The sequence below is a fragment of the Halobacillus litoralis genome, assembly GCF_020171725.1.
Classification (GTDB): domain Bacteria; phylum Bacillota; class Bacilli; order Bacillales; family Halobacillaceae; genus Halobacillus; species Halobacillus litoralis_F.
This window is the reverse complement of the sequence record NZ_JAIVAJ010000002.1, coordinates 398,832-425,397: the sequence shown is the minus strand read 5'-3', so window position 1 is coordinate 425,397 and position 26,566 is coordinate 398,832. Positions and strand designations below refer to the sequence as shown.

40 protein-coding genes are annotated in these 26,566 nt (G+C 45.2%); 9 read left to right on the top strand and 31 right to left on the bottom strand.

Annotated elements, in window-relative coordinates:
• Window positions 1–16: 16 nt before the first annotated feature.
• The gene (locus LCM20_RS06555) at window positions 17–1,636 is read right to left on the bottom strand and encodes a glycoside hydrolase family 13 protein (RefSeq protein WP_225194627.1); all 1,620 of its coding nucleotides are present in this window, start codon (window positions 1,634–1,636) and stop codon (window positions 17–19) included.
• 93 nt (window positions 1,637–1,729) lie between these two features.
• Between LCM20_RS06555 and LCM20_RS06550 the strand changes: the two genes are divergently transcribed.
• Window positions 1,730–2,215 carry a DUF6944 family repetitive protein gene (locus LCM20_RS06550; RefSeq protein WP_225194626.1) on the top strand — a complete coding sequence of 162 codons (486 nt, stop codon included), beginning with the start codon at window positions 1,730–1,732 and terminating at the stop codon, window positions 2,213–2,215.
• On the opposite strand, the gene LCM20_RS06545 is transcribed toward LCM20_RS06550, so the two are convergent.
• From LCM20_RS06545 to LCM20_RS06515, 7 genes are all read right to left on the bottom strand, one after another.
• On the bottom strand, window positions 2,212–2,721 hold the full coding sequence (locus LCM20_RS06545) for a DNA topology modulation protein (RefSeq protein ID WP_225194625.1): 510 nt from the start codon (window positions 2,719–2,721) through the stop codon (window positions 2,212–2,214). The genes LCM20_RS06550 and LCM20_RS06545 overlap by 4 nt on opposite strands.
• Window positions 2,718–3,515, bottom strand: coding sequence for a class I SAM-dependent methyltransferase (locus tag LCM20_RS06540; RefSeq protein WP_225194624.1), 798 nt, complete (start codon window positions 3,513–3,515; stop codon window positions 2,718–2,720). The genes LCM20_RS06545 and LCM20_RS06540 overlap by 4 nt, the downstream gene beginning before the upstream one ends.
• Window positions 3,512–4,051, bottom strand: a complete 540-nt coding sequence (locus LCM20_RS06535; RefSeq protein WP_225194623.1) for an AAA family ATPase — start codon at window positions 4,049–4,051, stop codon at window positions 3,512–3,514. Before LCM20_RS06535 ends, LCM20_RS06540 begins: the two co-directional genes overlap by 4 nt.
• 74 nt (window positions 4,052–4,125) lie before the next feature.
• Window positions 4,126–5,340: an EAL-associated domain-containing protein gene (locus LCM20_RS06530; RefSeq protein WP_225194622.1), complete on the bottom strand. Its 1,215-nt coding sequence runs from the start codon at window positions 5,338–5,340 to the stop codon at window positions 4,126–4,128.
• A 75-nt stretch (window positions 5,341–5,415) separates the two neighbouring features.
• The gene (locus LCM20_RS06525; RefSeq protein WP_225194621.1) at window positions 5,416–5,610 is read right to left on the bottom strand and encodes a hypothetical protein; all 195 of its coding nucleotides are present in this window, start codon (window positions 5,608–5,610) and stop codon (window positions 5,416–5,418) included.
• A 96-nt stretch (window positions 5,611–5,706) separates the two neighbouring features.
• Window positions 5,707–5,874 (bottom strand): hypothetical protein, encoded by a 168-nt coding sequence (locus LCM20_RS06520; RefSeq protein ID WP_225194620.1) that lies wholly within the window; start codon window positions 5,872–5,874, stop codon window positions 5,707–5,709.
• A 3-nt stretch (window positions 5,875–5,877) separates the two neighbouring features.
• Complete coding sequence (locus LCM20_RS06515; RefSeq protein WP_225194619.1) at window positions 5,878–6,189, bottom strand: hypothetical protein; 312 nt, start codon at window positions 6,187–6,189, stop codon at window positions 5,878–5,880.
• Window positions 6,190–6,308: 119 nt separating this feature from the next.
• Here LCM20_RS06515 and LCM20_RS06510 point away from each other — a divergent pair, with 119 nt between their 5' ends.
• A complete protein-coding gene (locus LCM20_RS06510; protein WP_225194618.1) occupies window positions 6,309–6,500 on the top strand; it encodes a DUF2197 domain-containing protein in 192 nt (63 codons plus the stop codon).
• 61 nt (window positions 6,501–6,561) lie between these two features.
• On the opposite strand, the gene LCM20_RS06505 is transcribed toward LCM20_RS06510, so the two are convergent.
• Entirely contained in the window at window positions 6,562–7,047 is a 486-nt protein-coding gene (locus LCM20_RS06505) for a GyrI-like domain-containing protein (RefSeq protein WP_225194617.1), read from the bottom strand.
• A 343-nt stretch (window positions 7,048–7,390) separates the two neighbouring features.
• Between LCM20_RS06505 and LCM20_RS06500 the strand changes: the two genes are divergently transcribed.
• Together LCM20_RS06500 and rlmN are read left to right on the top strand one after the other, a co-directional pair.
• Window positions 7,391–7,945 carry a glutathione peroxidase gene (locus LCM20_RS06500; protein ID WP_225194616.1) on the top strand — a complete coding sequence of 185 codons (555 nt, stop codon included), beginning with the start codon at window positions 7,391–7,393 and terminating at the stop codon, window positions 7,943–7,945.
• 238 nt (window positions 7,946–8,183) lie between these two features.
• Entirely contained in the window at window positions 8,184–9,269 is a 1,086-nt protein-coding gene (gene rlmN, locus LCM20_RS06495; protein WP_225194615.1) for a 23S rRNA (adenine(2503)-C(2))-methyltransferase RlmN, read from the top strand.
• A 52-nt stretch (window positions 9,270–9,321) separates the two neighbouring features.
• Here the strand turns inward: rlmN and LCM20_RS06490 are convergent, their stop codons facing one another.
• The 8 genes from LCM20_RS06490 to LCM20_RS06455 form a co-directional block, all read right to left on the bottom strand.
• The gene (locus LCM20_RS06490) at window positions 9,322–9,873 is read right to left on the bottom strand and encodes an NUDIX hydrolase (RefSeq protein WP_225194614.1); all 552 of its coding nucleotides are present in this window, start codon (window positions 9,871–9,873) and stop codon (window positions 9,322–9,324) included.
• The gene (locus tag LCM20_RS06485; protein ID WP_225194613.1) at window positions 9,870–10,106 is read right to left on the bottom strand and encodes a DUF3951 domain-containing protein; all 237 of its coding nucleotides are present in this window, start codon (window positions 10,104–10,106) and stop codon (window positions 9,870–9,872) included. The genes LCM20_RS06490 and LCM20_RS06485 overlap by 4 nt, the downstream gene beginning before the upstream one ends.
• Window positions 10,107–10,129: 23 nt before the next feature.
• Complete coding sequence (locus LCM20_RS06480; protein WP_225194612.1) at window positions 10,130–10,600, bottom strand: hypothetical protein; 471 nt, start codon at window positions 10,598–10,600, stop codon at window positions 10,130–10,132.
• Between the two features lie 148 nt (window positions 10,601–10,748).
• Window positions 10,749–11,525, bottom strand: coding sequence for an SDR family oxidoreductase (locus LCM20_RS06475; protein ID WP_225194611.1), 777 nt, complete (start codon window positions 11,523–11,525; stop codon window positions 10,749–10,751).
• On the bottom strand, window positions 11,522–12,004 hold the full coding sequence (locus LCM20_RS06470; RefSeq protein WP_225194610.1) for a GNAT family N-acetyltransferase: 483 nt from the start codon (window positions 12,002–12,004) through the stop codon (window positions 11,522–11,524). The genes LCM20_RS06475 and LCM20_RS06470 overlap by 4 nt, the downstream gene beginning before the upstream one ends.
• A gap of 31 nt (window positions 12,005–12,035) precedes the next feature.
• A complete protein-coding gene (locus tag LCM20_RS06465) occupies window positions 12,036–12,497 on the bottom strand; it encodes a hypothetical protein (protein WP_225194609.1) in 462 nt (153 codons plus the stop codon).
• Window positions 12,487–12,927, bottom strand: coding sequence for a hypothetical protein (locus LCM20_RS06460; RefSeq protein WP_225194608.1), 441 nt, complete (start codon window positions 12,925–12,927; stop codon window positions 12,487–12,489). The genes LCM20_RS06465 and LCM20_RS06460 overlap by 11 nt, the downstream gene beginning before the upstream one ends.
• A gap of 156 nt (window positions 12,928–13,083) precedes the next feature.
• The gene (locus tag LCM20_RS06455) at window positions 13,084–13,389 is read right to left on the bottom strand and encodes a hypothetical protein (RefSeq protein WP_225194607.1); all 306 of its coding nucleotides are present in this window, start codon (window positions 13,387–13,389) and stop codon (window positions 13,084–13,086) included.
• A gap of 196 nt (window positions 13,390–13,585) precedes the next feature.
• Between LCM20_RS06455 and LCM20_RS06450 the strand changes: the two genes are divergently transcribed.
• Window positions 13,586–14,083, top strand: coding sequence for a DUF4269 domain-containing protein (locus tag LCM20_RS06450; protein WP_225194606.1), 498 nt, complete (start codon window positions 13,586–13,588; stop codon window positions 14,081–14,083).
• A gap of 8 nt (window positions 14,084–14,091) precedes the next feature.
• Here LCM20_RS06450 and LCM20_RS06445 read toward each other — a convergent pair whose 3' ends face one another.
• The 4 genes from LCM20_RS06445 to LCM20_RS06430 all read right to left on the bottom strand — a co-directional run bounded on the left by LCM20_RS06445 (window position 14,092) and on the right by LCM20_RS06430 (window position 15,782).
• Entirely contained in the window at window positions 14,092–14,634 is a 543-nt protein-coding gene (locus tag LCM20_RS06445) for a GNAT family N-acetyltransferase (RefSeq protein WP_225194808.1), read from the bottom strand.
• A 372-nt stretch (window positions 14,635–15,006) separates the two neighbouring features.
• Window positions 15,007–15,231, bottom strand: a complete 225-nt coding sequence (locus LCM20_RS06440) for a hypothetical protein (RefSeq protein ID WP_225194605.1) — start codon at window positions 15,229–15,231, stop codon at window positions 15,007–15,009.
• 33 nt (window positions 15,232–15,264) lie between these two features.
• Window positions 15,265–15,426, bottom strand: a complete 162-nt coding sequence (locus tag LCM20_RS06435; protein ID WP_225194604.1) for an aspartyl-phosphate phosphatase Spo0E family protein — start codon at window positions 15,424–15,426, stop codon at window positions 15,265–15,267.
• Between the two features lie 134 nt (window positions 15,427–15,560).
• On the bottom strand, window positions 15,561–15,782 hold the full coding sequence (locus LCM20_RS06430; protein ID WP_225194603.1) for a hypothetical protein: 222 nt from the start codon (window positions 15,780–15,782) through the stop codon (window positions 15,561–15,563).
• Window positions 15,783–15,848: 66 nt separating this feature from the next.
• Here LCM20_RS06430 and LCM20_RS06425 point away from each other — a divergent pair, with 66 nt between their 5' ends.
• The gene (locus LCM20_RS06425) at window positions 15,849–16,910 is read left to right on the top strand and encodes a P1 family peptidase (RefSeq protein WP_225194602.1); all 1,062 of its coding nucleotides are present in this window, start codon (window positions 15,849–15,851) and stop codon (window positions 16,908–16,910) included.
• Between the two features lie 51 nt (window positions 16,911–16,961).
• Here the strand turns inward: LCM20_RS06425 and LCM20_RS06420 are convergent, their stop codons facing one another.
• From LCM20_RS06420 to LCM20_RS06405, 4 genes are read right to left on the bottom strand one after another with little or no spacing between them, the layout of a single operon-like run.
• Window positions 16,962–17,549, bottom strand: coding sequence for a GNAT family N-acetyltransferase (locus LCM20_RS06420; protein WP_225194601.1), 588 nt, complete (start codon window positions 17,547–17,549; stop codon window positions 16,962–16,964).
• A gap of 11 nt (window positions 17,550–17,560) precedes the next feature.
• On the bottom strand, window positions 17,561–18,361 hold the full coding sequence (locus LCM20_RS06415) for an alpha/beta fold hydrolase (RefSeq protein WP_225194600.1): 801 nt from the start codon (window positions 18,359–18,361) through the stop codon (window positions 17,561–17,563).
• The gene (locus LCM20_RS06410; RefSeq protein WP_225194599.1) at window positions 18,348–18,530 is read right to left on the bottom strand and encodes a hypothetical protein; all 183 of its coding nucleotides are present in this window, start codon (window positions 18,528–18,530) and stop codon (window positions 18,348–18,350) included. The genes LCM20_RS06415 and LCM20_RS06410 overlap by 14 nt, the downstream gene beginning before the upstream one ends.
• The gene (locus LCM20_RS06405; protein ID WP_225194598.1) at window positions 18,527–18,685 is read right to left on the bottom strand and encodes a hypothetical protein; all 159 of its coding nucleotides are present in this window, start codon (window positions 18,683–18,685) and stop codon (window positions 18,527–18,529) included. The genes LCM20_RS06410 and LCM20_RS06405 overlap by 4 nt, the downstream gene beginning before the upstream one ends.
• A 429-nt stretch (window positions 18,686–19,114) precedes the next feature.
• Between LCM20_RS06405 and LCM20_RS06400 the strand changes: the two genes are divergently transcribed.
• Window positions 19,115–20,263, top strand: coding sequence for an FtsW/RodA/SpoVE family cell cycle protein (locus LCM20_RS06400; RefSeq protein WP_225194597.1), 1,149 nt, complete (start codon window positions 19,115–19,117; stop codon window positions 20,261–20,263).
• A gap of 115 nt (window positions 20,264–20,378) precedes the next feature.
• On the opposite strand, the gene LCM20_RS06395 is transcribed toward LCM20_RS06400, so the two are convergent.
• On the bottom strand, window positions 20,379–20,630 hold the full coding sequence (locus tag LCM20_RS06395; protein WP_225194596.1) for a hypothetical protein: 252 nt from the start codon (window positions 20,628–20,630) through the stop codon (window positions 20,379–20,381).
• A 75-nt stretch (window positions 20,631–20,705) separates the two neighbouring features.
• On the bottom strand, window positions 20,706–21,548 hold the full coding sequence (locus LCM20_RS06390; RefSeq protein WP_225194595.1) for an alpha/beta fold hydrolase: 843 nt from the start codon (window positions 21,546–21,548) through the stop codon (window positions 20,706–20,708).
• Between the two features lie 102 nt (window positions 21,549–21,650).
• Between LCM20_RS06390 and LCM20_RS06385 the strand changes: the two genes are divergently transcribed.
• Window positions 21,651–22,289, top strand: a complete 639-nt coding sequence (locus tag LCM20_RS06385; protein ID WP_225194594.1) for a FusB/FusC family EF-G-binding protein — start codon at window positions 21,651–21,653, stop codon at window positions 22,287–22,289.
• A 14-nt stretch (window positions 22,290–22,303) separates the two neighbouring features.
• On the opposite strand, the gene LCM20_RS06380 is transcribed toward LCM20_RS06385, so the two are convergent.
• The 4 genes from LCM20_RS06380 to LCM20_RS06365 form a co-directional block, all read right to left on the bottom strand.
• Entirely contained in the window at window positions 22,304–22,762 is a 459-nt protein-coding gene (locus LCM20_RS06380; protein ID WP_225194593.1) for a GNAT family N-acetyltransferase, read from the bottom strand.
• Window positions 22,763–22,843: 81 nt separating this feature from the next.
• On the bottom strand, window positions 22,844–23,071 hold the full coding sequence (locus LCM20_RS06375) for a hypothetical protein (RefSeq protein ID WP_225194592.1): 228 nt from the start codon (window positions 23,069–23,071) through the stop codon (window positions 22,844–22,846).
• A gap of 70 nt (window positions 23,072–23,141) precedes the next feature.
• A complete protein-coding gene (locus LCM20_RS06370) occupies window positions 23,142–24,344 on the bottom strand; it encodes an MFS transporter (RefSeq protein ID WP_225194591.1) in 1,203 nt (400 codons plus the stop codon).
• Window positions 24,344–25,381 carry an ArsR/SmtB family transcription factor gene (locus tag LCM20_RS06365; RefSeq protein ID WP_225194590.1) on the bottom strand — a complete coding sequence of 346 codons (1,038 nt, stop codon included), beginning with the start codon at window positions 25,379–25,381 and terminating at the stop codon, window positions 24,344–24,346. The genes LCM20_RS06370 and LCM20_RS06365 overlap by 1 nt, the downstream gene beginning before the upstream one ends.
• Before the next feature lie 125 nt (window positions 25,382–25,506).
• On the opposite strand from LCM20_RS06365, the gene LCM20_RS06360 reads away from it, so the two are divergent.
• Window positions 25,507–26,472, top strand: coding sequence for a sodium:calcium antiporter (locus LCM20_RS06360; RefSeq protein ID WP_225194589.1), 966 nt, complete (start codon window positions 25,507–25,509; stop codon window positions 26,470–26,472).
• The last annotated feature ends 94 nt before the right edge of the window (window positions 26,473–26,566 follow it).

Here is a 26,566-nt window from a genome sequence, read left to right as displayed (position 1 = left end):
AAGAGTCTTTTCGCACCTATTTGGAAATTTTATAAATCCTTGCCTCATGCGGCTGCATAACAGAGCCTTCTGGTGATGAGTAGTTGGAAAGCAGCACTTCTCCCTCATTCTCCTGCAGCTGCAGTCGAGCCAAATCACTCTGCTGATCGGAGTGATTGAGTGCCACGAGCCATGTGATGCCTTCATACGTCCTTTTGTAACAATATAAATCCGGGTCTTCTCCAGATAAATCCTGATAATCACCATAAACCATGACAGGGTTCTCATTACGCAGTCGAATCAATTGCTGATAGAAGTAAAAGACGGAATTCGGATCCTTCAATGCTTCCTTTACATTGATCGAAGGATAGTTCGGATTCACTTTCATCCAAGGCTGTCCCTCTGTAAAGCCTGCATTCTCATCATCGGACCATTGCATCGGTGTCCGCGAGTTATCGCGACTCAGGGGGAGCAGCTCTTCAAACACTTCCTGATGGTCCCGGCCTTTCGCCACCTCTTCTTCATACTTGTTCCTCATCGCAATATCCTGATAATCTTCGATCGAATCAAAACGAACACCCGTCATTCCGATTTCTTCCCCTTGATAAATGTAAGGGATCCCAGGCAGGGTGTGCAGCATGGTCGCCAGGAGCTTGGCTGATTCTTCACGATACTCCCCGTCATTCCCGAACCGTGTCACTTGGCGTGTGTGATCATGGTTATTCAAAAACTGAGAGTTCGTCCCTTTTTCTTTCAGTCCCTCATACCACCTGTTTTGAATTTCTTTATACCGTTTCATATCCCATGACGGCATATCGTCCGCGACTTCGAAATGAAACAACGTGTGAAGCTCCTGTCGATCCTCACCGACATAAAGCAGCCCGTCCTCTGGTGTTACAAAAGGAATCTCGCCTACTGTCATAATGTCATAATGACTAAGGACCTTTTCATTCATTTCCTTCAAGTAATCATGGATACCCGGGTTGTTGCCGAGATAGCTCAGGCTGGCCGGGTCTTCTGAGTCCGGGAACCCTTTCTGCTTCGCGAGAAGGTTAATGACGTCCAGACGGAAACCATCGATTCCCTTATCAAGCCAGAAGCGCATCATGTCATAGATTTCCTCACGCATTTCTTCGTTCTCCCAGTTCAAATCCGGCTGTTCTACAGCAAACGAATGCATGTAATACTGTTCGGTCTTCTCATCAAACGTCCAGGAGGAAGGTTCAAAGTAAGATCGCCAGTTGTTCGGCGGACCTCCTTCCACAGGATCTTTCCATATGTAATAGTCTCTTTTCGGGTTGTCTTTCGATGAAGAAGATTCAATAAACCATGGGTGTTCATGGGAGGTATGGTTGAGAACCAAGTCCATAATCAACTTCATACCACGTCTGTGAACTTCATTCAGTAATCGTTCCCATGTCTGCATATCTCCAGCTTTTTTCATTATCCGGTAATAATTTGAGATGTCATAGCCATTATCAAAATCGGGAGATTCATAGCAAGGGTTCAGCCAGATCACATCTACACCGAGCTCTTTTAAGTAATCGAGCTTCTCGATGACTCCTTTGAGATCTCCGTATCCGTCGCCATCTGTATCGTTGAAGCTGCGCCAGTACACTTGATATACGACAGCCTCTTTCCACCATGTCTTGTTCATTGAGTTCGCCCTCTCTCTTTTTTAGATACTTCATATTATACAGGAAGGAGCGCGTAATGTAAGGGATTACATATGTAGGTGGAGGGAGTAAACATGAGAAGGTTCGCAGCCTGGGTTCAAGCTGTCGGCACAATCGTTGCAGCAATTGGAGAAACGCCAAGTTTCTCATGGACACCTGAACAAATGGAGAACTTACTACTCTGGGGAAATGTCCTCCAGGCAACGGGTAACGGGCTATCTGCCGACCTGAATGACCCTCAGAGTCTGGATCATTTGGGCAATATCATTCAAGCAAGCGGAAACTCCACTATTATAGCAGGAACCATCCTTGATGTGTCACCTGAACAGGAACTTGCATTTACGATCAAAGGAAACCAACTGCAGGCACTCGGATCCTCCCTTTCTCTCGTCGAAGGACTGGAAAGGCGTGATGCCATTCACTTTTACAGCAATGCCCTCCAAGTAAAAGGGAATATTCTTCAGGCAGAAGGAGCAAGACGTGCGAGGAAAGACTGGTCGCTTGCCGGGAGCTGGATCCAGGCAACAGGCGCCACTCTCTCAGCCATCTACAGCGACTAATCCGTTATTTGACTTAGAAAAGAACTCACTCCACGTGTCGACTTCAGTACAACCACTTCCCTCTCAAGAGAACAGCTCCTTAACCTTTCCATAATCTCTGGTCTCTTTTTCTTCCGGTACTGCCACACCCACTTCAAAAGCTGGAACGAGATCCTTTCCGGGCACCCCTCCGCCATATCCGGCCTTGTTCGGTTTCTGTATTGGACATACCTTTTTATAATACGGTAAAGACATACCCTTCTTGGTACGTCCATGAACACAATGGTATCTGCTGCTGTCAGTCTTACATCTAAGGTACCTCCGTAATTGCCATCGATAATCCAGGAATTCTGTGAGATGATTCCGTTCTGTATGCTTCTCTGCTCTTCCTTCGACACAGCTTCCCAGCCGGGACGCCAGTGCAGGGAATCAAGATGATAGACTGCAATCCCGGTCTTCTCGGAAAGCTCACGGGATAACGTCGATTTACCAGATCCTGCGGGACCAATAACAGCTATCCGTTTCATGTTTTCACTCCTATATGTAAAGTAACCGTCCACTTTTCCTGAAATATTCCTCCTGGATCATAAGTTAACAACGCCTCTTCTACTTCCTTTTCAAAGTCATCGACGGATTCCCCTAAGAAGCTTCGTAAGCCGTACGAGGTGGAATACAAATGACCGAGAAGAGACTCGATTGTCCAATCGATGTTGAAGTCAGAGAAAGTGTGACGCTCAAGCTCAAAATGGGATTCCTCTATCACTTGTGCATGACCTTTTACAGGATGGGAATACGTTGTAATACCAGCCTTTCTTTCGCTTCCATACCAATTCTTCACGATTTGGTTGAACGCTTCTTTCCATAAGTCTGGTTCTTCTGATGATTGGATTGTACCAACCACCATTACGCCTCCTCCCCTCCTTATATGAGGGTATAACTGATTCAAAGTTTCCTGACGATCCATCCAATGAAAGGACTTCGCCATCAAGACGAGGTCAAATAATTGATCCTTGTTTTGAGATAGATAGGACGATAACGTTTCTTGCTGCCAGTCGATCTTACCCGTCCTAAGTTCATTGTGAATCCTCACGGCTTCCTTGATCATACCGGAGTCCTGATCTATCGCTGTAATCCTTTCACACCAACCCGCAAACCGCACCGTTAACTGCCCTGTCCCGCACCCTATATCCAAAAGATGCTGGGAACCATCCAGTGAAAATCGCTTCACCACAGCTCGAATGAGAGAGGAGGGATACACCGGCCGATACTTGGCATAGTAAGGTGCAGCCCCTTTGAAGAGTTCATTCCCATATTCCTTCATAAGCTTCCGCCACCTAACTGAGATGCATATAAAATGTCCCCAACTACTTCAGCGATCGTTCGATTCTCCGTGGAAATCTTAGTAGCGAAAGCATCCTTTTGATAAGCCTCGAGGCACTTCTCCGTCTGCTGAAAAGGCCAGCTCCCTGGTTGTTCCCCTCTTTCCGTTAAACGATTGTGAATCGTCTCCCTGCTCGCAGTCAAACAGAAGTGTTTCGTTGGAGCAATGCTTGAAAACCCGTCTTTGATATAGGTCAGATTCTTTTCATTGTGAATGGTCATGGGAACAATTAAGTTGCAGGAATACGTTTGGACGATGGAAGCGGCCGTTTTGACCACTAATTCTCTCCACAATACGAGATCTTGAAAATCCCCGGATGGTGCTTCCTTTTCTTTCAGGTCATCGGGTATCATCTCCCTCAACATGAACCCGACCATCTCAGGGTCAAAAAGAAAACTCTCTGGCAACTCGTCCAGCAGCGCATTCGCCGTCGTAGTCTTTCCGACGCCGAACGCACCGTTGATCATGATAATCATCATACCTCCCCTTTCTATTCCACTAGCTATCAGTGCAGCGACAAAAAACTGCCCCGCAAGCGGGACAGTTCAGGTTACATGAGTAAAAACTCATTTTCGTAGATGTAAGAGTAATTAAGATCGATAAATAAGAAGTATTGATCCGTCAACGGGAAGCTGAACGTACGGATCAGCTCCTTCGTTTCGATATCTGAATAGATGTCCGACAAAAGTCCTTTGTTCCAGGTTTTCATCTGCATGACATTCTCTAAGAAATACGGTCGGAACGCCCAGTTGGAGCCTTTCTTATTGTACTCCGGCTCCCATTCCTCCTGTCGCTTCCTGAAGTTAGAGGAGACCTGAATACCATCTGCGTCGCAAATGAACATACGAAAGCTTTCTTCATTGAATTCCGACGTCAGCCGCTCTAGGTATTGATCGACCTTCTTCGGTCCCTCCCACTTCAAAACACGTTCCTTTAAGCGCTGCTCCCAAGATAGGACGAACCGCAGTCGACGTTCGACCAAAGCTTTCTCGCGTCGGATATACTGGTTCACCTTCTCTACAGCATCTACTCGTAAAGAATCCTTCGTAGCGAATTCGAAACTCGGTTCCGCCAGGTAAAAGCCTTGGTAATACCTGCCGCCGTGCTTCCAGGCGAAGTACAGCTGGTAATCGTCTTCAATCGTCTCAAAAAGCATCGCCGCTCCTATCCGATTGGCAAGCATGGACAGTGAGTACATAATATCCTGGAACCCTTGCGAATCATGGTTACGAATGTGCATCGTGTCCACTTTCAGGATATGTGGTTCAAGCTGGCGGATGCGATCTATATTGGAACTTTTAGCCCCGACATGGTCCACCGCGATCATGATACCGAACGTCTTATAATAAAGAAGGAGATGATTCAAAGCTTCAAAGTCTTCATCAAAATCATGTTCACGCACCTCAATGACGATGCGGCTCAGGTCAAATCCTTTTTCCTCAAACTCAAGCAGCGTATCCAGGAGGTCCTCTCCGTCATTGACCATCAATTCCTTTGCACTTCTATTGATAAAAAGAAGCCCCCCTACACCTTCTGCCATCACCTTCTCTAAGGCGACCGTCAACAAGTGTTGGTCGACTTCCACTTTGAACTCCTCTGGAACGTCGGGGTGCATGAAGAAGGAACGGAGGCTTTGCCACGCTTCCCCGTCATGGTATCGTCCGAGGACTTCGTGCCCTTTCACATCTTGCCTGATGGCACTGATTATGGGTTGGTAAACTGGTTTAACATTATGTAAGTTTCCTATGACATCTAATGGATCCATGTGACTCACTCCTTTGTTCCTCTATTATTGTATCATGACGAACAAAGGAATGATGAGAGTCGTGATTTAATTTTTTTATTTTTCGGAACGATTCGACGATAAAACTTCGAAGTTCGACACTTCTTTCAAGTACTCCGTTTCTCCCTCTCCAAGTCTGTAGTAGCGATCACCATCGCCCTCTAAGCGGAGGTAGCTTACGGCACCTTCAAACCAGACATTTTCTGAAAACAATACCACAGACTGTTTCGGGCTCCTTACCTGAAAGAGCATATCCGGTTCACCTAATTCCCTGGGTTGCGAGACTTTTTCCCTTGAGAAAAGGATCCCAAGAAGGTTATCCACCACGATTTGATCAGAGGTGTTGGTTTAGGTCTTAAGGAAGTCAATCCTGTTGTCCTGTGTTTCATGAGGGAAACCGAATCGTATTTCGCGGCTTACGGGTTCCTGAGCTGACCAATACCCCGCCCCAAAGCCAAGCAGCAAGATAACGAAACCATAAATCATCAAGGTCCCTTTTTTCTTCATCCATGCCACCTTCTAATAGCTCCTGCTCGTTCCAGATGAATCACTTTCGAATGGATTGATTTCAAGCGTCCATTCTGTCGGTCCTTCAGTGTTCGGGATATACTTCCGGTAATACATGCCTGTCTCTTTATCGAATACGATGAGGTTGGAATCATTCGCTGAGAACATTTCGTAACGATATGACTCCTGCATTTCTGATTGGTTTCCGCTAACTTCTGCATTGTGCTCTTCAGTTTGATTTAATGCACTCGCAACGATCGAGCTTCCGATCAGTATACTCAATCCGAGGAAAATAAGAGATGCATAAGGCAGCCACTTCTTCATTGTCTCACTCCTCAACTATGTACTGTTCATTTATACGACCCGACCTTAAAAAAGGTTTCAATACAACGAGGGATTTATTGGATAAGTCACGAAGGAATACAAATAGGAGGTGTTTGACCATGGATGTGACATGTTTCTTCTGCAAGAAAGACTTCTCAATCAATCTTTCGGATCCTCAATACACGAAACTGCAGCGAAACCCTGAATCGAGCTATGTGTGTAAGCCCTGCAATGATTCTATGCAGCGCGATGCCCAAACGAGCACGGGGCTGCACCCGCATCAAATCGACGCTTACAACAAATACTTGTGACAGTATTTCTTCTCCATAATAAAGGCAGCGAGTCTTTCGACCGCTGCCTTCGCGCTTCGTTCTATCGGATGGTGTCATATAGCTCTACATCGACCTGCGTAATGTCTTCTGCTGAATTCACCCTGTATCTTTCTAGATGCCACTTATTCAACATTCTTTCATACTGATTTTTGTCGATCCACTCATGCAGCTCCTGGTAGGCCGTCATGATTCGGTGGTTCGGCCCTTTGAATGGAATCGTCGCATAAGTTTGGGCGGGAACAGTGAGCACTTCCATTCCATGAGGGATTTCTCCCACTCTGCCTACTCGCTTACCGACCCAGTAACCATCATAAGCAGGTTCGCAGGCATCCACCATGAAAGCCCCGTAGAAATGATCTTCTTCCTCTACAAAATCGATTTCATGAGTTCGATCCAATAATTTCTGAACGGCCTTTGGAATCTCATCAACATAATCTTCTCCCTGGGTGCACAGCACCCGAAAACCAACAAGTGTTACGTCTCCCAGCTTTTTCTCAGAAGGTCTATAGACCACAACAGACTTCATTTGAACACTCCTTTTGAACGTAAATCCCAAACTGCACTTCGAACCGCTCTTAACTAAAAATGATTCGCCGTCGTGCACCATTTCCCCTTCCTTTATTTTGAAAATAATGGAAAAGACCTAATACGCTACTGAACACGATATGATTCCGAGTCGAAAGATATACATCAAGTTCTCTTCTATACAATGCGCTGCTTGACGCATCGGCCAAAAAACAGATGTTTAGAACACCCCGATTGAGTGGAAATAGTATTTTACAATAAAAATAAATGCGTGCTTACAATCTTTGTATAATGAATGTGATATTTTTTATGAAGGGTTTCTGCACATAGAGGGAGTAAAGGTTATGAGTGTATATGATTTCAAAGTGAAAACAGCTAGTGGATTGACGACCGGATTAAATCGTTATGAAGGCAAAGTCATGTTAATTGTCAACACCGCAACAAAGTGCGGTTTTACACCTCAACTCGAGGATCTACAAAAGCTTCAAGGCAAATACGAAAGTCAAGGTCTTCAGATTCTAGGCTTCCCTTCCAATCAGTTCGCTGATCAAGAGCCTCTTAAAGACGGGGAAATCACAGAGTTCTGTGCATTGAATTTCGGAGTCAACTTCCCGATTTTGAAGAAAATTGATGTAAGAGATGCAGACGCTTCCCCCCTGTTTACCTACTTAGCAGAACAAAAGCCGTTCGAAGGCTTTGACCACAACCACCCGACTTCCAAGCTTTTACTCGCTATCCTGAACGAGCGGTATCCTCACTATTTAGAAGGAAATTCGATCAAATGGAACTTTACAAAGTTTTTGATTGACCGGGAGGGAGAAGTCATCAAGCGCTTTGAATCCACCACAGAACCGTTAGATATGGAAGAAGAAATTGAGCTTGCTCTAGCTGCCCGATAAACAATCCATCCTGACAGCGCATCAGACCCACAAATCTGATGCGCTGTTATTTATTATCTAAATATAGTTTTTGTCCCTTACTTTTACATACCACTTAAGCTGGATTGGACATGCAGTTCGACTCCTACAAAAGTCCCTATCGGCTGGATCCAGTAAAGAGGTTGATACACTACCACTTGTGCAGACAACCAAATTGAAGTATGATAGGAATAGTGATTTTTTTCAGAGGAGCGTATGTATGAAACCATCTATTTACGGACTGACATTTGATCAGCTGACAGATTGGTTAGTGGAACACGGGGAGAAAAAATTCAGATCCAAGCAGGTTTGGAACTGGCTTTACGAGAAGCGTGTCACACAATTTGCAGACATGAAGAACGTCAATCAGTCATGTATTGATAAATTGAACGAACATTTTACTTTAGGATCACTCACAGAAGAGATCAAGCAGGAGTCTAAGGACGGGACTATTAAATTCCTTTTCAAACTGGAAGATGGAAACGTCATTGAAACTGTATTGATGCGATTCAATTATGGTTTGTCTGTTTGTGTGACGACCCAAGTCGGCTGTAACATCGGCTGTTCTTTCTGTGCGAGTGGTATTTTGAGAAAAAACCGTGATCTGACAAGCGGCGAAATCGTCGAACAGATCATGCAGGTTCAGCACCACTTGGACGAGCAAGGCAAAGATGAGCGTGTGAGCCACATCGTCGTAATGGGAATCGGTGAACCGTTTGATAACTATGATAACTTAATCGACTTCCTGAATGTCGTCAACGACAAGAAAGGCTTGTCCATCGGCGCTCGTCACATTACCGTATCAACCAGCGGAATTGCACCGAAAATGTATGAATTCGCAGATGAAGGCATTCAGATTAACCTGGCTCTTTCCATTCACGCACCGAACAATGAGCTGCGTTCACGTATTATGAAAATCAACAAGGCGTATCCATTGGAGAAACTCATGCCTGCGATTGATTACTACCTCGAAAAGACGAATAGAAGAATCACCTTCGAGTATATTCTTCTGAAAGATGTCAATGATCACGTCAAAGAGGCCCACCAGCTGGCGGACTTGTTGATGGATAAGAAGCATTTATCCTATGTGAACCTTATTCCTTATAACCCGGTTGCGGATAACCCTTACGAGCGTAGTGAAAAAGAGGCGATCCTTTCCTTCTACCAAACGTTGATGGATCGTGGCATCAAGTGCGGAGTTCGAACAGAACATGGTACAGATATCGATGCTGCCTGCGGACAACTTCGCAGTAAGCAGATCGAGAAAGAGAAAGCACGCAAAAAGAATAAAGCACCAGTCAGTTAAGACTTAAGGCTTCGTATCTAAACAGATACGAAGCCTTTTTAATATAATGGATTCATATTTTATTACTTAAATAAGCTGACGCAAGTAAATAACCGCTCATCGACAACAATTGCGTCTGAATCGTTCCTTTACGCACGAGCTGACCGAAGTCCTGAAAGTTTATATGCTCAATATGTATATCTTCCGTTACATCCAGATCTTGATTATGGACCATTTCAGCCTCAAGAATCAAAAACGTTTTCACCTTGTTACTCTGCACAGCAGGATTGACATAGTAGTCTCCAAGACAGATCGGTTTATGGGCGGACTGGTAACCTGTCTCTTCCCGTACTTCTCTTATGACCCCCTCTTCGTCTGACTCATTCCCCTCAACTTTCCCTGCTGGTATTTCCAGGAAGGAATCTCTTGCTCCGTGCCTGTACTGCTTCACCAAAACTAGTTCCTGGTCTTTCGTCATCACCACTGCATTGACCCAATCGGGATACTCGGTAACGACATAGTCATCGATTTCCAAACCACTTGGAAGCTTGCAGTGTTCTCGCTTGACGGTAACGAACTCTGTATCAATCAACTTATTCGAACGTAGAGTTTTCCACTTTTTCATCTTAAACCTTCCTCATTCTTATGCTTATTATCTCCCGTACCTTCTTCTTCCTCCTGCTGATTTTCTAGGCTTTCTTCCTGGAATTCGTGAACCGCATGACCCGTAATGTGATCGAAGGGAGTGTAATAGTTTTCGGGAATGTTCTTCTTAATCATGACTTGATAGAACTGCCGACCTATGAGGAGAGTCAACAAAGCCAAAAGAATCAGTGGTATAGAATAAAACAATGTCATGACTCTTCCCATCCTTTGACACTTCAATTAAATTGATTTACAAATTGTACAAACCCATTTTTCGAGAACAGCTTCCGATTGTCCTCACAGATATGCTGAACATGATAACTAACATCTTCATCCTCCCAAACCATCACCGCAATATCTCCCTGTTCAGAAAAATAGCCGACCTTCCCTTCACTCAGCTCCACCTTCTCGGTTTCTTCAGGAGGCGATAAATTCCCCTCTACAGCCGTAATCGAGAGAGCTTCCTTATCTTCCGGTTTCGCAAACAGATTCAGCGTATAGGATTCAGCACGGTTGTCCGAAGAGCTTTCGCTCATAATTTTGAAGGTTTCAAAGGGGACAAGTGTTGGTAACTTAACATTCATCGTAAGACCCTTGATGTCTTCTGTCACCTTCTTCTTATCGAATGTTGAGCCTGCCTCTATTCGGTTCGTACAGCCAGCACAAATCAAAAGGATGACGACTATTGGAATAAGGGTTTTCCTCAACGTGGGTTCCTCCTATGTCGATCTAACTACCATTCTTTTCTATCTTTCGGTCTATGGGTCTCTATGCTAATACCCTTCCCCACTTAAATTATTCCAAATTTCCAACATTTTAACAATCCTACTTTTTGACGATACCTTCACGGATTTATTACTTACCTAGAAAACCACCATTTGAATCGATTGTCTGACCTGTAATCCAACCTGATTCCGGCCCTGCAAGGAAACGAATCAATTTTGCTGCATCTTCTGCTTTCCCAATTCTACCTTTCGGAAAGAGAGGCTTCAGCTGTTCCTTTAAAGATTCGTCCATCCAACCTGTATCTGTCGGACCTGGGTCCACCGAATTCACGGTTATGCCAAGAGGAGCAAGACCCACCGCAAGCGGATAAGTCATCGCCTTCAACATTCCTTTCGTTCCTATGTATGCAAGGTTATTGGGGTCAGGGCCACCCGAAACAAGCTGGATAATCCTGCCTTCATCACTGCCACCCATTTCCTCAAAACGCTTGGCAAACTCCGTACTTAGCAAAATCGGCTCACGATTATTGATCTTATAGTATGTATCGAGCGTCTCTGCATTCAGTGACCGGAAATCGGTGTCTGTCTGATAAGTCGCATTATGGATCAATACAGAGGGTGTTCCCCATTCTTTCTCCACGGCATCAAGAAGGGTTTGATGGGAACCACTGATAGAAAAGTCGATTTCCATATGTGCAGCCCGTACCCCTTTGGCTGACAACTGCTCCTTCAACTGACTCGGCCATTCGTGCTCCTGACCGTTCCCTTCTATTTCATCGTATTTTCCGAAATGCGTGAAGAAAATATCCATTCCATCCTCTGCGAGTGCATGACAGACAGCCGTTCCAATGCCATCCTCTCTACTTGCTCCTGTTACGACCGCTATTTTCCTATTCTCTGAACTCATGCTAACCCTCCTATACGTATCATCGTCTTGAAACTTGTGGCCGTATTCGAAAACTGGTCTACTTCTTTGAAGCCGAGCTTCTCATAAAGATGGATCGCTCTCGTATTGAAATTGGCTACCGTCAACCGAATCGGAACATTTCCATGTCTTTTATGAAGTTCTGCGGTCACCATTTTTACAAAATCAAACCCAAGACCACACCCCGTATAGATCGGATTCATACCTAGCCCCATATCTACTGCCTTCTTATGATAAACGTCGTATTGATCGCCGGCCGGAACCTGCGCTGACCTCCCGCTGCAATAAAAACCGAATAGCCGCTGCTGGTCGTCAAACACCGCTTTATAGGAACCATCCAGAAACTCTGCGATCGATTCATCGTTCATCTCAAGATTGTACAATTCATAGGGAGGGTCATATCTCCAGCTCACGATTTGGCGCGCATCTTGTTCCGTCATATCTCGGTTCGATAATTTCATTTTTTCCCCTCCAAAAACGAAGCCTCATTGGTTAGGACTTCTCCAGAAAAAATTCGTGCAGCCGATCCAGTTCCATAGCTAAAGTGCCCCACGCTAATAAAATGCTGATCAATAGCCAGAACAGATCCGATTTTTTCAACCGTTCGTCCTTTGCACGTTCAAGAAGAAAGAAATAAAGCAATGAGGATGTCGTCATATAGAAAAACATATATTTGAGTCGCATATCTTTTACATCTTGCACGATTTTTTCTATTTTCCAACTTTCGCCATCTATGAAAGTTACTCTAACAACAGCATCTTTCAAACCTATCAACGTGTTCTGCTGTAAAACCAAATACTGCTCCCCGATTTCTATGACTTTGTAACCTTTCGGGTGAAAAAGCATGTGATAGGATAGCCAATAGCTGATTAGAAAAGCCACCCCTACTCCCATTAGCCATAACAAGAAGAAACGTATTCTTTCTACAGGAAACCGAGTCAGGTTATCTTCCATACTCGACCTCCGCTCTATTATGCTCGTGCATCGCCTGCCTCCGGTGCCACTTTTCGAGGTTCCTGGAGATGAAGAAAGGGAATAGGATAAAAGCAAGGATTGTTGACATGACCGGATGAAAAGGGGCTGCTACTAAACAGATGAACAGCACATTCGGAAGCGAACGAAGAACCGCATACTTATATTTCCGTTCACTCCACTTCACATCCCAAATCTTCCATAGTTCAGCTGTCTCCTGTCTGCTTTTCCACCCATAATGCAGCCAACTCAAGAAAAGAAATAGGACTGCAGCAAGGACGGGCATTTCAAAGGAACCGTCGATGGTTTGATAAAGAGTCCCGATGAAAAGGAAACCTATGAGAGCAGCCTCGACCATTCTTTTCTTCTTTATGTAAACCTGCCTCAAATCATAGTCGATTTCTTCTTCCATCGCCCTCCCCCCCTCTTGAACAGTTCTTCACGTCTTGCTCTAAACTAAATTATGGCAAAATTCTCTCAATTATTCAAATTTATCCTCTTATATCAGTATATAAAAAAAACACTCGCTGATACGATACACGCATCAACCAAGTGTCTATACAAACCATTACGCTTTATTTGTCTGTTCTCTAAATTGTTTAGCCTTCGACTTGGCAAACTTTACAATGCCTCTCCGTGTCTCAGGAGCAATTTCCTGCTTCGATGGATAATAAATCTTCGCACTGCTTTCATCAATGACCTTGATCCGCTCGCCTCCACGAACATATAAAATCACATATAAGAAGGGTTCCTTCATATTGTTCTCTGTCAAAAATTCCTTTGGAAAATCAGCTGTAATGAGTAAACGATCTTCGACTTGTTTCAGAGAGAGTTGACTATAGAGCTCGAAATTTTGTAAGTCCTTCAGATACATATCTCCATTCCTTTCTATTGAACCAGCCGCGTGGTCGTTTATTCAGATTATACACGTTCTTCCCCATCTCTTTCAGTTTTACACCTGAATCTTTACAACGTTTTACACCCACTTCATTTCATGCTACCTTTAAAATGGATGCTGCCTGTTAGTTTATGGGAAAGGAAATGAGGATATGTGTGATTTATTGAACAAGATGAAGGAAGGATCTCCCAAGCAGAAGCGTGCTTATCAGGCTCTGCAGAATCTCCACCTGCTTTACGACCTTTCCTGCTATCAACCCGTATTATGCGGGACCATTCCGATCGGTTTCGACTTGGAGGGTTCGGATTTGGATATTGTTCTCCATGTAGAAGACTTCGCTTTGTATGAAGAGAGGTTGCTGAAGTTATATCAAAATAAAGAAAAATTTCAAATCAAAAGAAAACCCGCTGCCTTGAAAGCCAACTTTTTCTTTGGCGGGTTTGAGTTCGAGCTTTACGCTCAAAACCAGCCGTCGCTCCTTCAAAACGCATACTTACACATGATCATTGAACACAAACTGCTTCAAGAAGACGCTTCGCTCAAGGAACGTATCGTTTATTTGAAACGTACAGGCCTTACGACAGAAGAGGCTTTTTGCGAACAACTGGGGATTAAAGGAGACCCTTACACCGGATTGATTCGCTACGGGAAAGCAAGACATTTCATTTAGACCATCTGTTACTCATCCGCTGGATTGAGCGCAGCTAACACAACGTGGTCTTCCCACTTTCCATTGATCCGTACATTTTTCCTTGCCAATCCTTCCCTTTGAAACCCAGACTTCTCCAGGACACGGATGGAACCTTGATTATGCGGCATGACCCCCGCTTCAATACGGTGCAGCCCCAGCTTTTCGAATGCGAATGTCTCAAGTAATCCAACGGCTTCCGTCGTATATCCCCTCCCATTTTCCCTGCGGTCGAGAAAGTACCCGATGAAAGCACTCTGAAGCGGACCACGCATCACGTGAAAAAGATTAATCGTTCCAATCAACCGGTTCTCACCGTTAAGAAAAATCCCATATGCATATTCTTCATCCTTTTTTCTTGCGGCCTGTTGTTTCTCAATCAAGCTACGTTGATATTCGACCGAATAATAATTCTCCACCCGATCCATCGAGTACGTTTCGAAGAATTCTCTATTAGAAGCTTGAAACTGTAATAGGGGTTCAGCATCTTCCCTTTGTAACGGTCGCATATGTATATGCTTCCCTTTCACGATAACCTCCTCCTTTCTTGTTCCTTCTTTTCCCCTAAATAAAAAGACAAGAACCTACGTCTTGTCTGCCTGTGTCTATGAGAATTGATTCACAATGTGCATCATGGCTACTAATACAAGTAAAGAAGCACCTGAGAATAAATGAATAGAATGCGCCTTTTCCTTGGCTCGCCTGCCTTTTATTCCTTTATTGAAGAAGTACACTCCAATGGATACTATTAATATGGTAAGTAGAAAAACAATGATTTGCATACGATTCCCCTTTTATGTATAACTACGGAAAGCCTGAAGGACCCTCTATCATTATTCCAAAAGTCTTCGCATTATACAAGAGTCGACAAATACAGACCAAGGCTACATCCTGTTTTGTCGACTCTATTTGTATAATAGAACTTTAATGCTTGTCGTTGGTTGCAACACCATCAAGTACGGTTTCGCTTCGTAAGGGAAATATTCAATCATGTGCGTATTTTTCATAAATAACTTCATGAGAGAGTCCGCATCCATCTCTTGATTGAGAAACTTGGAATGCTTCTCACCGTCCATAATATAGGAAACTTTCGTGTACCCTTCCTCTTTTAAAAGAGAAATCAAGTCCAAATATAAAACTCCTTTTATACGAAAAAAACTTTTTTAAGAGCGCGGTTCCTCCGACATCCCATACAGCCTGTTCAATGCTTGATCCAGCTTCTGAGAAATCTTCAACACATCTTCATATTTATGATCGTTTAAATGGGCATGGTACATTTCCGACCGAATGTCTTCTATCTCTTTTTCCAATGATACATGAGTCATTGTTTCGCCCCCCTAATATTACGACCTTACCCTATTATTATATAAGTAAAACAATATCACAATCATTCATGAATGAGAACACAAAAAAAGAGAAGAGGCGACACGTTCCCCCTTCCCCTGCTGAAATATGGCGATCACCTGTGACGATCATTATCCTCTGAACCCCGCGGTGTCAGCCACCCATCCACGTAGTAGACGAGCCATTGATTTTTTTCAAGCAGCAAGTGACTCGCAATCAAAGATAAGAAATAACTGACCACCGGGAGTCGAGCCCCGTCCATGATGCCTGCAATAAGTAGATATAACAGTGTGCCACATCCAAACACTGTCATGACATGAGCCATACCATACCTCAAGAAATTCCACCTCCTGTCATTCACCCTGAATAAACGTGTTAAAATACAAAAAAGGGTGGTGTATTGATGAAAAAACAAAACAGATTCCGTGAACGCCATGGAAGCATCGGCGAAATGGAAACAGGGCCGTTGAACTCTATTACGGATGTCGAGGGAGTTACGGTCGGTCACGTAACCCTTTCTGACGGTGATTGTCAAACAGGTGTCACGGCTGTCCTGCCTCACCAAGGAAACCTGTTTAAGGAGAAACTGATTGCCACAAGCCACGTATTGAACGGCTTCGGCAAAACGATGGGTACGATTCAACTTCAAGAGCTTGGTGTGATTGAGACCCCGATTCTGCTCACAAACACGTTGAATGTCGGAACTGCTGCCGATGCCTGCATCGAGCACATGCTTGCGAGGAATCCTGAGATCGGAAGAACAACCGGAACCGTAAATGCGGTAATCGGTGAATGCAACGATATGCTTCTTAATGATATCAGGAAGCAGCATGTACATAAAACACACATCCACCAAGCGATCCAACACGCTTCAAAGCAAGTGGAGGAAGGGAGCGTCGGTGCAGGCCGCGGCATGCTCTGCTACTCGTTGAAAGGCGGAATCGGCACCTCTTCCAGGCTGATCCCTCTTTCCCACGGCGTTTACACGATGGGGATTCTCGTCATGTCTAACTTCGGCATTCTGCGGGACTTGACCATCAAGGGCCGCAGTATCGGTCAGGAGCTGAAGAAGAAGCTTCTGGACGAATGGCAGGAAAAAGACAAAGGCTCCATCATGATCATTGCAGCCACTGACCTCCCTGTCACAGACAGGCAACTCAACCGTATCCTGAAACGGACGGTGACTGGGTTATCAAGAACAGGATCGATCATCACACACGGAAGCGGGGAGATCGTCATTGGTTTCTCTACCGCTACAAGAATCCCTCATGAGAAGACCAACCAGCCGATTGAGGTATCCATGATCCACGAAGAGGAAATGGATGAAGCATTCCGTGCTATCGGCGAAGCCACCGAGGAAGCTGTTCTGAACTCACTTACAACAGCAGTCGCTGTAAAAGGAAGAGACGGCAATGAGAGACCTGCTTTCACTGACTTACTCGACCGTTTCAACCTTTCTCTCTAAACATGTGAATAGGAGAGCTGATCCCACTGGCTCTCCCATTCTTTAACACCATTACTCCTCCGTTACGGCCATTTCACTGACAACTCCCGGGTCTTTCTGTATGTAGTACACTAAATGATCGGTCCACTGGAGCCCTTCGTAGATAAAGCCTTTACGCGTACATTCATACTCCATCCCGACGGACTCCGCCAGTCTGTAGGAGGGTTCATTATTAATATTGATATGGGCTTCCACTCTGTGAAAATCAAGGTCTTCAAAGGCAATCTCCAAGGCCGCCTCGACCGCTTCCTTCGCAAACCCCTTCCTCCAGTGCTGGTTATGAATGGTATAACCAATTCTCGCCCACTGAAATTGGTCTCTTGCCAACGTAGAGAAATCGACCATCCCTATATGCGTTTCTGACTTTTCCTCAAAGACACCGAATACATGGGCCGTGTCCTCCTGCGCCAGACTTTGATGCTTAGCGACCAGTGCGGCAAACCATTCTTTGGTACATTCCGACATATCAATCTTTCCAGGGTCATATTTCCTAACCGCTGGCTGCCGGCTTTCGAAACCGCTGAGCCACGGTTTGTAATCCTTCTTTCTTAAAGGCCTGATGACTAAGCGCTCTGTTTTTCGACTATTTGTAAATGCCACGTATCCCACTCCTATGCTGTTCCTTCATTAATCCGGGTGATCCATTTCAGTATTTCATATGCCACTAAATCTTTTTGGTCCAGGTACACATCGTGTGCTGCCTGTTCAATCTCGCAAACCTGAACCGGTGATCCGTTTTTCAATCGATCTGCTTGTTTGGTCCTGATCGACTCTATTTCAACTGGCTCAGTCGCCCTCAGTAACAATGAAGGGACAGACCATTTCTGAAGCGTCTTGTCTGACGGTTCATTAGACAGCTCCCTTGTGAGTCCTTTGGCGGTTTCAACATCTACTTTCAACCGAACCTTTCCACCACTTTCATGCATCGCAGCTTTCATCGACTCTGCTCCGGGCATCTCCAGGAACTCCTTCCATGACGAAAAGACGAACCCTTCGCAGTGCTCCTCCGTCTGCCGGACCTCTTCCTCCACAGATTGACCGAAGGCTTCCCCTGTCAGGTAACCTCCATCTAATAATAGAAGGGAGTCCACTTTCTCTGGAAAATGAAGCGCATATTGAACAATCAAGTCCGCGCCAATCGAATGGCCTGCTAGATGGAGCCGCTCCCATTCAAAATTCGCTACTAAACCGTCCAGCCACTTCACCCACGCTTCAATCGTGTGCACCTCTAAAGGCTTTGACTGTCCGTGCCCGGGCAGGTCGACAGCCACTACGTCCACTGATCCACTCAGTGATTCCATCAGTGGTACAAACGTGTCCCCCGTGCTTCCCAAACCATGCAGGAACAAGATCGTGACTTGTTTCCCGTTCCATTTATTTCGAATATGTATGCCGTTCTTATTGCTTTTCATCTTTATCCACCATGGATTCAAACTCACTGAACGTAAACGGCGAGTCTTCCTTAATATCAAGTGCTTCTTTCACTTTCTCTAAATCCTTCAAAATCGTCCGTGTATTGATCCACGTTGCAATGATAGCAAATAAGAGAAACAGTATGACACCAACCAAAATCACGATCATCGTCTTTCCTCCCCCTTTTCGTCAGCATGACCGTATTGGAACAGTCGCGGACTCTGCTTCAATCCTAGTTCTTCTTTTATCTGTCTTTGATTACGCATCAAAACGAATGTATTGATCCACGTCAGAACGACCAACACAATTAATATGAGTAACAAACATAACATCCTCCCTCTCTCTATATTTTAACAAAAAGACGGAACCGTTTCTCCCGGCCCCGCCTCGTTTATTGATATGTTCTACTTAAAGCCCTTCCTGAAAGCACGACTTCTGCAATCCCTGCAGAGATCATAAACAAACCGAGTCCGATAACGTACCCCATCACTTCTGATCCTCTTCTCTCCCGTCCATGGCTACCCCTGCTTTTCCCAATGAATAAAGAACGAGGATTGAAGCCAAAATCCCGAGTATGGACAGCAATGCTTCCATGATTGCCCCTCCTAAAGTGATTGTGTTTACGTATATACGAGCTGAACCTTCAGCAAGTTTCAAAAAACGGCAAATTCGAATCAAATATTTTCATTTCGGCGAAATGTTGGTATGCTAAGTAAGGTAAATTGCAGCTAGAGAGGAACGGTTTTAACCTGATGAAATTCGAAGAGAAATTTGACTGGCAGCTTCTATTTATCATGTGCTGCTTCATCGCTGTCAGTGTTATTGCTTTATATAGTGCACAACAAAGCCCGCAATATGATTCAAACTTCGCCGTTAAACAGTTGTTCTTCTATGGAGTGGGAGCCATTATGATCGGCGGTATGCTGCTTGCTGACCCGGAAGACTTCAAAAGAATCAGTTGGTATTTGTATGCTTTTGGGAACCTTCTACTTATTGCGCTGATCCTTGCGCCGGACTCGATCGCACCTGTCATCAAAGGGCAGAAAAGCTGGTTCCAGTTGCCCGGTGCCTCTTTACAGCCATCTGAATTTATGAAAATCTTCACCATACTCGTGCTGGCAAGGGTGATCACCCAGCACCATGAAAAACATAAGAAATCATTGAAAATGGACTTCATGCTGTTGGCGAAGCTGATAGGGACCACGGCCTTGCCGCTTTTATTGATCATGCAGCAGCCAGACCTTGGAACAAGCCTTGTCTTTATCGCCATTTTAGGCGGCATGATCCTGGTGTCGGGAATTCAGTGGAAGATCATCATTCCGATCTTTCTCACCATTGCATCGCTCGGAACAAGTCTGATCCTGCTCGCATTGAAAATGCCCCAGCTTCTTGATCAATATTTAGGGGTGAAAGAGTATCAGCTCGATCGTATCTATTCGTGGCTGCAGCCGACGAAATACGAGGATTCGTCCGGGTATCAACTCGTCAAAGCGATGCGTTCCATTGGATCCGGTCAGCTTTACGGGAAAGGCTTCGGTGACCGGGAAGTATACTTACCAGAAAGCCAAACCGACTTCATCTTCAGTATCATAGCGGAGGAATATGGATTTATCGGATCATGCGTCGTCTTGGTCTTGTTCTTCTTCCTGATTTATCGATTCACTGCGATAGCCTTTAACGCGAATCATGATTACAGCACGTACGCTATGGTCGGTATTATCAGCATGATCGCTTTTCATGTGTTCCAAAACATCGGAATGTCGATTCAGTTGCTGCCGATCACCGGAATTCCTCTTCCTTTCATCAGTTATGGAGGAAGTGCTTTGATCGGAGCCATGATGGCCATCGGATTCACATTCTCGGTTTCCTACCATCAACGAACATATATGTTTGGGGACTAACCTCACAAAAAAACGACCGACTCTTTCGCGAATGAGTCGGTCGTTTTTTATAAACTCTATTCTTCTTTACACACACGCCTTGCCTTTCCCCGAACAACTCAGGCGACGAAAAGAACTACCCCTGCGGCTGGAATTTCGAGAAGTAGGCAGCAGAGACGAACAGAACACCAAGCAGGAGATAGCCGGCACCATATAGGCCATCATAGGCGTAACTCAAAAGTGCGACTACCGGAGCAAGATGAAGGCAGAAAGGTGTAACCCAGCTTTTCTTGCTCCCACCCTCCCCTTTATCCTTGCGTTTTTTATACGTAAAATAGCCGGATACTCCGACTAAAATGATTGTCAGGACTGTCATCACAAGCAGCATGAAACCTCCCCTTTCCTTTTCTACAGCTTTTCAAGAGTAACAGAGGAATGGATCACAATCCACCTCTGTCATCACCTATTTTGTCGAAAAATCCTCTAAGACGTCAGAGAATTTTTGTTTTTCTTCTAAAAATGGGTAATGGTTGCTTTCACGAAAAATTTCCAACCGGGCATCCGGGATATGATCCGCGATTTCGCGGGAATAGGAAAGCGGACACTGAACATCATGCTCCCCGCAAACGACGAGCGTAGGGCACGAAATGAGCGGAAGCTTCCGGGTGACGTCAAAGATATGTAACTCCCGACTGAAGAATCTCAAACGCTCTGCTGAGAGCTCCTTTTCAATCGATTGATCAAAATAAGAGTCGAACTGAGCAGGTTTGTAAAGGGACAGCTTCGTTCTTTCTCTCTTGATCCTTTTCCTTTCTGGTTCGGATTGGTCTTTCTGTTTCAGCTCCTCGAGGTAATGCTGCATCGTTTCGAACTGCGGATGTTCATTATTGTAAATGCATTCCGGGCTCTCCGTCATGTACTCTCGCGCCGCACCGCTTACCATCACTAATCTTTCTAAACTGTCAGCGTAATGAATACCGTATAGACATCCGAGCATAGCACCTGTTGAATGCCCGGCAAAGCTCCACTTATTAAACCCTATAGCCCGCCTGATGGCATCCAGATCGATAGCCGCTTCGAGCATACTCCATTCATAGCGGGACGCGATAGTAGAAGAGTCGCCACATCCCTTCAGGTTGATCAAATAGACTTGATAGAAACGGCTTAACGCTTCTGCGAAGTAGTCGCCGGATTCATTGAAAATGGAGTACAAATGGGTGACCGCTACAGGGGGACCTTCCCCTTTTACGAAGACTTCGAATGTGCCTCTTTCCGTCTCGACTGTCGTTCTCTTCCAACTTGACATCAACGATCCTTCCTTTCAAAAACTTCTCTAGTACGTACGGCTTGAACAGTCAAACATAGTTTGTGATAATGTGTAAAAGTATTAAGAAATGGGGGAAGCTTAATGGAATCATTCATTCGTGCTGATCAGTACCATTACATCGAGAAACAGACCGCTTCATTGGTGAACAGTCATTCCTCGACAAATGACCAGGCCGTTGCCTCTGCCATGATGGCCATCACGCAGGAGAAAGTGGTCGACGCGTTCCTGGACCTTACCGAGGAACAGCAGCAGATGATCGCTCAGGTCAATCAAATCAAAGACGAAGCCGATGCCCTGTTTTTCCTCTCACGGTTAAAGCAGTATATCATCCCTTTTCCAAACTTGACGGAAAAAGAGATCAAAGACCTTTTCCCAAAAGTGAAACGCCTGCAGGTTCCAGACTTGACCCAGGTCCCTTGGAACCATATCTCCTACTTGAGCTGGAATGAGCCAGGTTCAGGCCGTAAATACATCATCACGCATCAAAATGATGAATGGACCGGACTTAAAGGAGACTTTCTCCCATCGAATAAGACAGGCATTTGCGCGATTTGCCACGAAACGGAGAGCGTTGGCTTATTCACCACGACCAACCAGAAAAGCCGGTCTGAAGAAACCGTGAGCCGCGGCAATTACATCTGCCAGAACAGCGTTCAATGTAATCATAATATAAAGAATCGAAAACCGCTCGACCAATTCGTCGAACGGCTGAAAGGCTGATCAAGTCCCTCTGTTTAATCAGAGGGGTTTTTTATGTCTTTTTCCATAATGTAACACTCTTCTTCTTTTTTGACTGGGACCAACCCTTCTTTTTCATAAAGGCTCACTGCACGAATGTTCCGCTTCGCTACCTTTAACTGGTATGTGTTCAGTTCGTGTTCTCTAAAATAATCTTCTGCCCAGCGGATCAATTTCTTTCCATATCCCTTTCCTCTGTAACTTGGAACCAAATAAAAAATATTCACGTAACCTAGGTTACCTCTTATTTCGCAGCCGATTTGACCAATTGGAAATCCATCTTCCACGATAAACACTTGACCACCCGATTTATTGTCGATTCGACTTCGGATTCTTTTTAAGTAGGAGGTTTCATCAAACCTTTCCATATGGCCGTAACTTTCAAGCTCAGCATCCCGCCTGAATGACAGGAGCTTGTCTTGATCCTGCTCGAATCTCACTTTTCTTATCTTCATACCCCGGCCTCCTGCTTGTGAGTTTATGTAAAGACCGCTACTACCCCACCTAATAGCGGTCTTATCAGCCCATTTTTCTTCTTAACGTAAAGGAAGCAGATCAAGAGATTCTTCCCCTGGAACAGGCAGAGGCTCAATAGGCTCTATTTCTACTTCCGGAAGTGGTTGAAGACCGTTTTCATACAATGCTTCTCCAATCACTAATGTTCGCTGGCCGTCTGTCTCTACTTCAGCCAAATCCTCATTCACAGCGGTACCTCCAGAAAAACCAACGCTCAGCGCCATAAGTACAGATGCTGCTTTCCACATCGTTCATTCCCCCTTCTCCACATTGGACGAACGCCTAAAGAAAATGTTTCAATTTTTCATAACCTATCCTTTAAACTTGCTTCAATGAAGGATGGAGATAGAGAAACGATGCCGCAAAAGCTACAACACCGCCGATCGCGATTGTCGCTCCCGTTCCGATCCACTCTGCCAAAATTCCTGACACCAGGGCCGCGACGGGCATCAGGAGCCATGTCATCCAGCGGCTCGTTGCCTGCACACGCCCGAGCAGCCGGTCCGGGGTCAAGTACTGACGGATGGTTACGATGGCCGGACTCATCATCGATGCCGTAAACGCCCCGATCGCATTCATAAGGGAAAGCATCCAGAACGATTCGACTACGCTGAAAGCTATAATCGAAAGAGCACCAATCGTTCCTCCCGAGAACAAGAGAGTTCTTGCGGACATCATCGGTTTCACAACATTTACGCCCGCCGCACCAAGCAGAGCCCCCAAGCCGCCGAATGATGCGAACCAGCCGATCTCAACCGCACTGAACGAAAGGAATCTCACATGGACGATCATCATCGTCAAAAACAACGTCGTCCCAAATATGGAGAAAAACATCGCCAAGTTGGTAAAAAGGATCGGCTTATGATCGATGATAAACTGCGCCCCCTCCTTTACTTCATTCCAAATTGTAGGCCTCTCTTCAGTAGATGGTGCCTTGTTCGGAAGCGCCCACATCAAAAAGAATGCAGCGAGAAATGTCAGGCTGTTCAGGATCAAGCCAACGCCTGGAGCGAACAGGCTGATGACCAGACCTCCGACTGCAGGTCCGATGACGATGGAAAATTGAAGGAGACCTGTATTGATGGAATTGAACAGCTGCAGACGGCTTTTATGTACAAGTCTTGGTAGAGTGGCAAACTGAGCCGTTTGGTAGCACTGCGTCAGACAACCGATCAACAAAGCCCCTAGATACAAATGGATCAACTGAAGGGATTGTGTAACAGCCAGTACCCCAAGGCCACCCATGATGGCAAACCTGCCTGCGTCACAAGAGAGCAGCAGTATTTTTCTATTCGCCCGGTCGGCTAATACACCGGCATATGGCTGGAGGAGAACCGGGAGCCGTTCGAGTGCAGAGACAATCCCCATCTGAAGCGGTGAGCCCGTTAATCCGAGAATAATAAGCGGGAGTGTAATCATGTAGATCTGATCACCGAAAAATGATATGAAATTGCTCCCTAACAGGCGGAAGGCTTTCCGTTCATCGTGTGCTTTGAATGGCTCGTTCTCAAGCGCCTCCATCATCTCACACCCTTCAAGTATTGCTCGAGATTCGCCTGAATTTGAGATAGCACGCTCCAATTCACGGCGTACACGGCTCCGTCCTGTTTAATCACCCTCGCTGCTTTCATTGTTTTCAAATGGTGGTGAATCGTTGTTTTTCCCATTTCTAGATCATGGGTCAGGTCTTTCAATGTCTGGGGTTGATCGTTCAATTTTTTGAGAATCAAAAGTCTCTTGCCGTCCCCTAACGCCTTCAAAGGGCGAACAAGCTGATCTTGAGGCTCTTCTCCATCAGGCTCGAGACTTTCTTTTGCCACTGGATAATAAATTACTTTGGTATGAGGCAGATCTGCTTCGACATTCCACGGGCGGTAACTGACGTGAGGGATGAGCAGGACCGTCAGAACGCTTGGTTCAGGCAGATATTCACGTCCCTGTGTCGCCCATTTCACGAACTCTTCAGGATGCATCCGATCGCTCATCTGACTTTTGGTCTCGAAGTCTCTTTTTAAAACAGAAGAGAGCTCGTCCTGTTCTGGAACGATGACCTCATCCCACCACAATGTCATAACCTCGAGCAGACCCCGTTTTAATTCACCAGCATCTGCATCGACTACATATTGAATATAGCCCGGATAAAATGGATGACCTTCCGCTCTCAGGTAGAGCTCTTCTATCGCCGCTTCCTCACCAAGAGCTGCCAGGTCATACACCTGTCGCTCCATTTTTCTCATAAAAGGTAAGCAATGTTGCTTAAGATGATTGTCTGATAAACCTTGGACAAACGTCTGCCATTCCTCAATGGTTGTGCTTTTTGCAGCGTGTGCCAACTGAAGCAGGGCTTTCCAGGTGTTATACGTCTGCACGTGATCGAGTTGGTGCTGAAGCGGTTCAGAAAATGTTGAACGCTTTCCCTGCCACGGCTCTTCCAACGTTTGAATGAGAGAATCATTTGTCACAGCTGCAATACCCAGTGCCGCTTCAAATACAAGCGAATACTGCAGGGATATTTCATACGTTTCCCTGTTTAATGAACTTGTGTTAATCACTTCCATTTTATCACCTCTACTATATTCTATAATTTTAGAATTAAAAATTCAATATTTTTAGAATAATATGCTTTACTCTTTTCAAATCTATCAAAATAGGGTATAAAGAAGGAGCGTAAGGAGGAGAAAAAATGTTATATATTGTCTTTTTGATAGCTGCAGTAGTCGTAGTCTATTCAGCTATCTATTTGAATAGATTCGGCGACGTAATCAGTAAAAAATCTACGTTAAGCGGAGCCGTAGTCGGTACCTTTCTTATTGCGGGTGCCACATCACTTCCCGAGCTGACAACCAGTCTGACGGCTGTCTTTATCGATAACCCGGACATCGCGGTTGGGAACATGCTTGGAAGTAACGTATTCAACTTGCTTATTCTGGCCGCAGTCGACCTCTTTTACAGAAAGCGGAGACTCTTTCAGCGGATCGATCATAAGGGGAATATCCCGTCGGCGGTAGTCGGTCTGGTGTTCTTAGTCATTATTATCACTTCTATTCTGATTCCAGGATCGAGAAGCTTGTTCAACATCGGCCTTGAGATGTTTGTAATCGTCGGGATCTATATTGCGGCTGTCAAGCTGATGCCTGACGGTGAGGATGAGTCAGAAGAGGAAGTACTTGAAAAAGATTATTCACTGAAAACCGGTGTGATCGGCTTCATTATCGCAGCCCTTGTTGTATTCATCTCAGGTAGTGTGCTGTCGGTATCAGGTGACCAGATCGCCCAAGTTTCAGGCCTTGATTCAAGCTTTGTAGGAAGCTTCTTCATCGCTGCTTCGACTTCACTTCCTGAGCTTGTCGCAGTGCTCGCAGCATTTAAACTAGCGAATTACAACATGGCGATCGGCTCCATTCTCGGGAGTAACCTGTTCAACATGCAGCTGCTTGTTATAACGGATGCCCTCTACCGCGAGGCACCGATTATGTCTGTGGTAGGGTCATCCCATCTGTTCACGGCCCTGCTCGGTATTATGATGACATTGGTGATGATCTACCTGCTTGTGAGACCACAAACCAGTATTCAAAGCCACTGGAGATATGCTGTGCCGTCTCTCCTCATCACCGTGCTGTACTTTGTCGTGACTTTTGCGATCTATTAGGAACCACCCATTAAAAAAGCTCAGGGTCGTACCCTGAGCTTTTTTCAGACTGTTGAAAAGTATAGAGAAAGGTTCTGTTACAAATGGAGTGGAC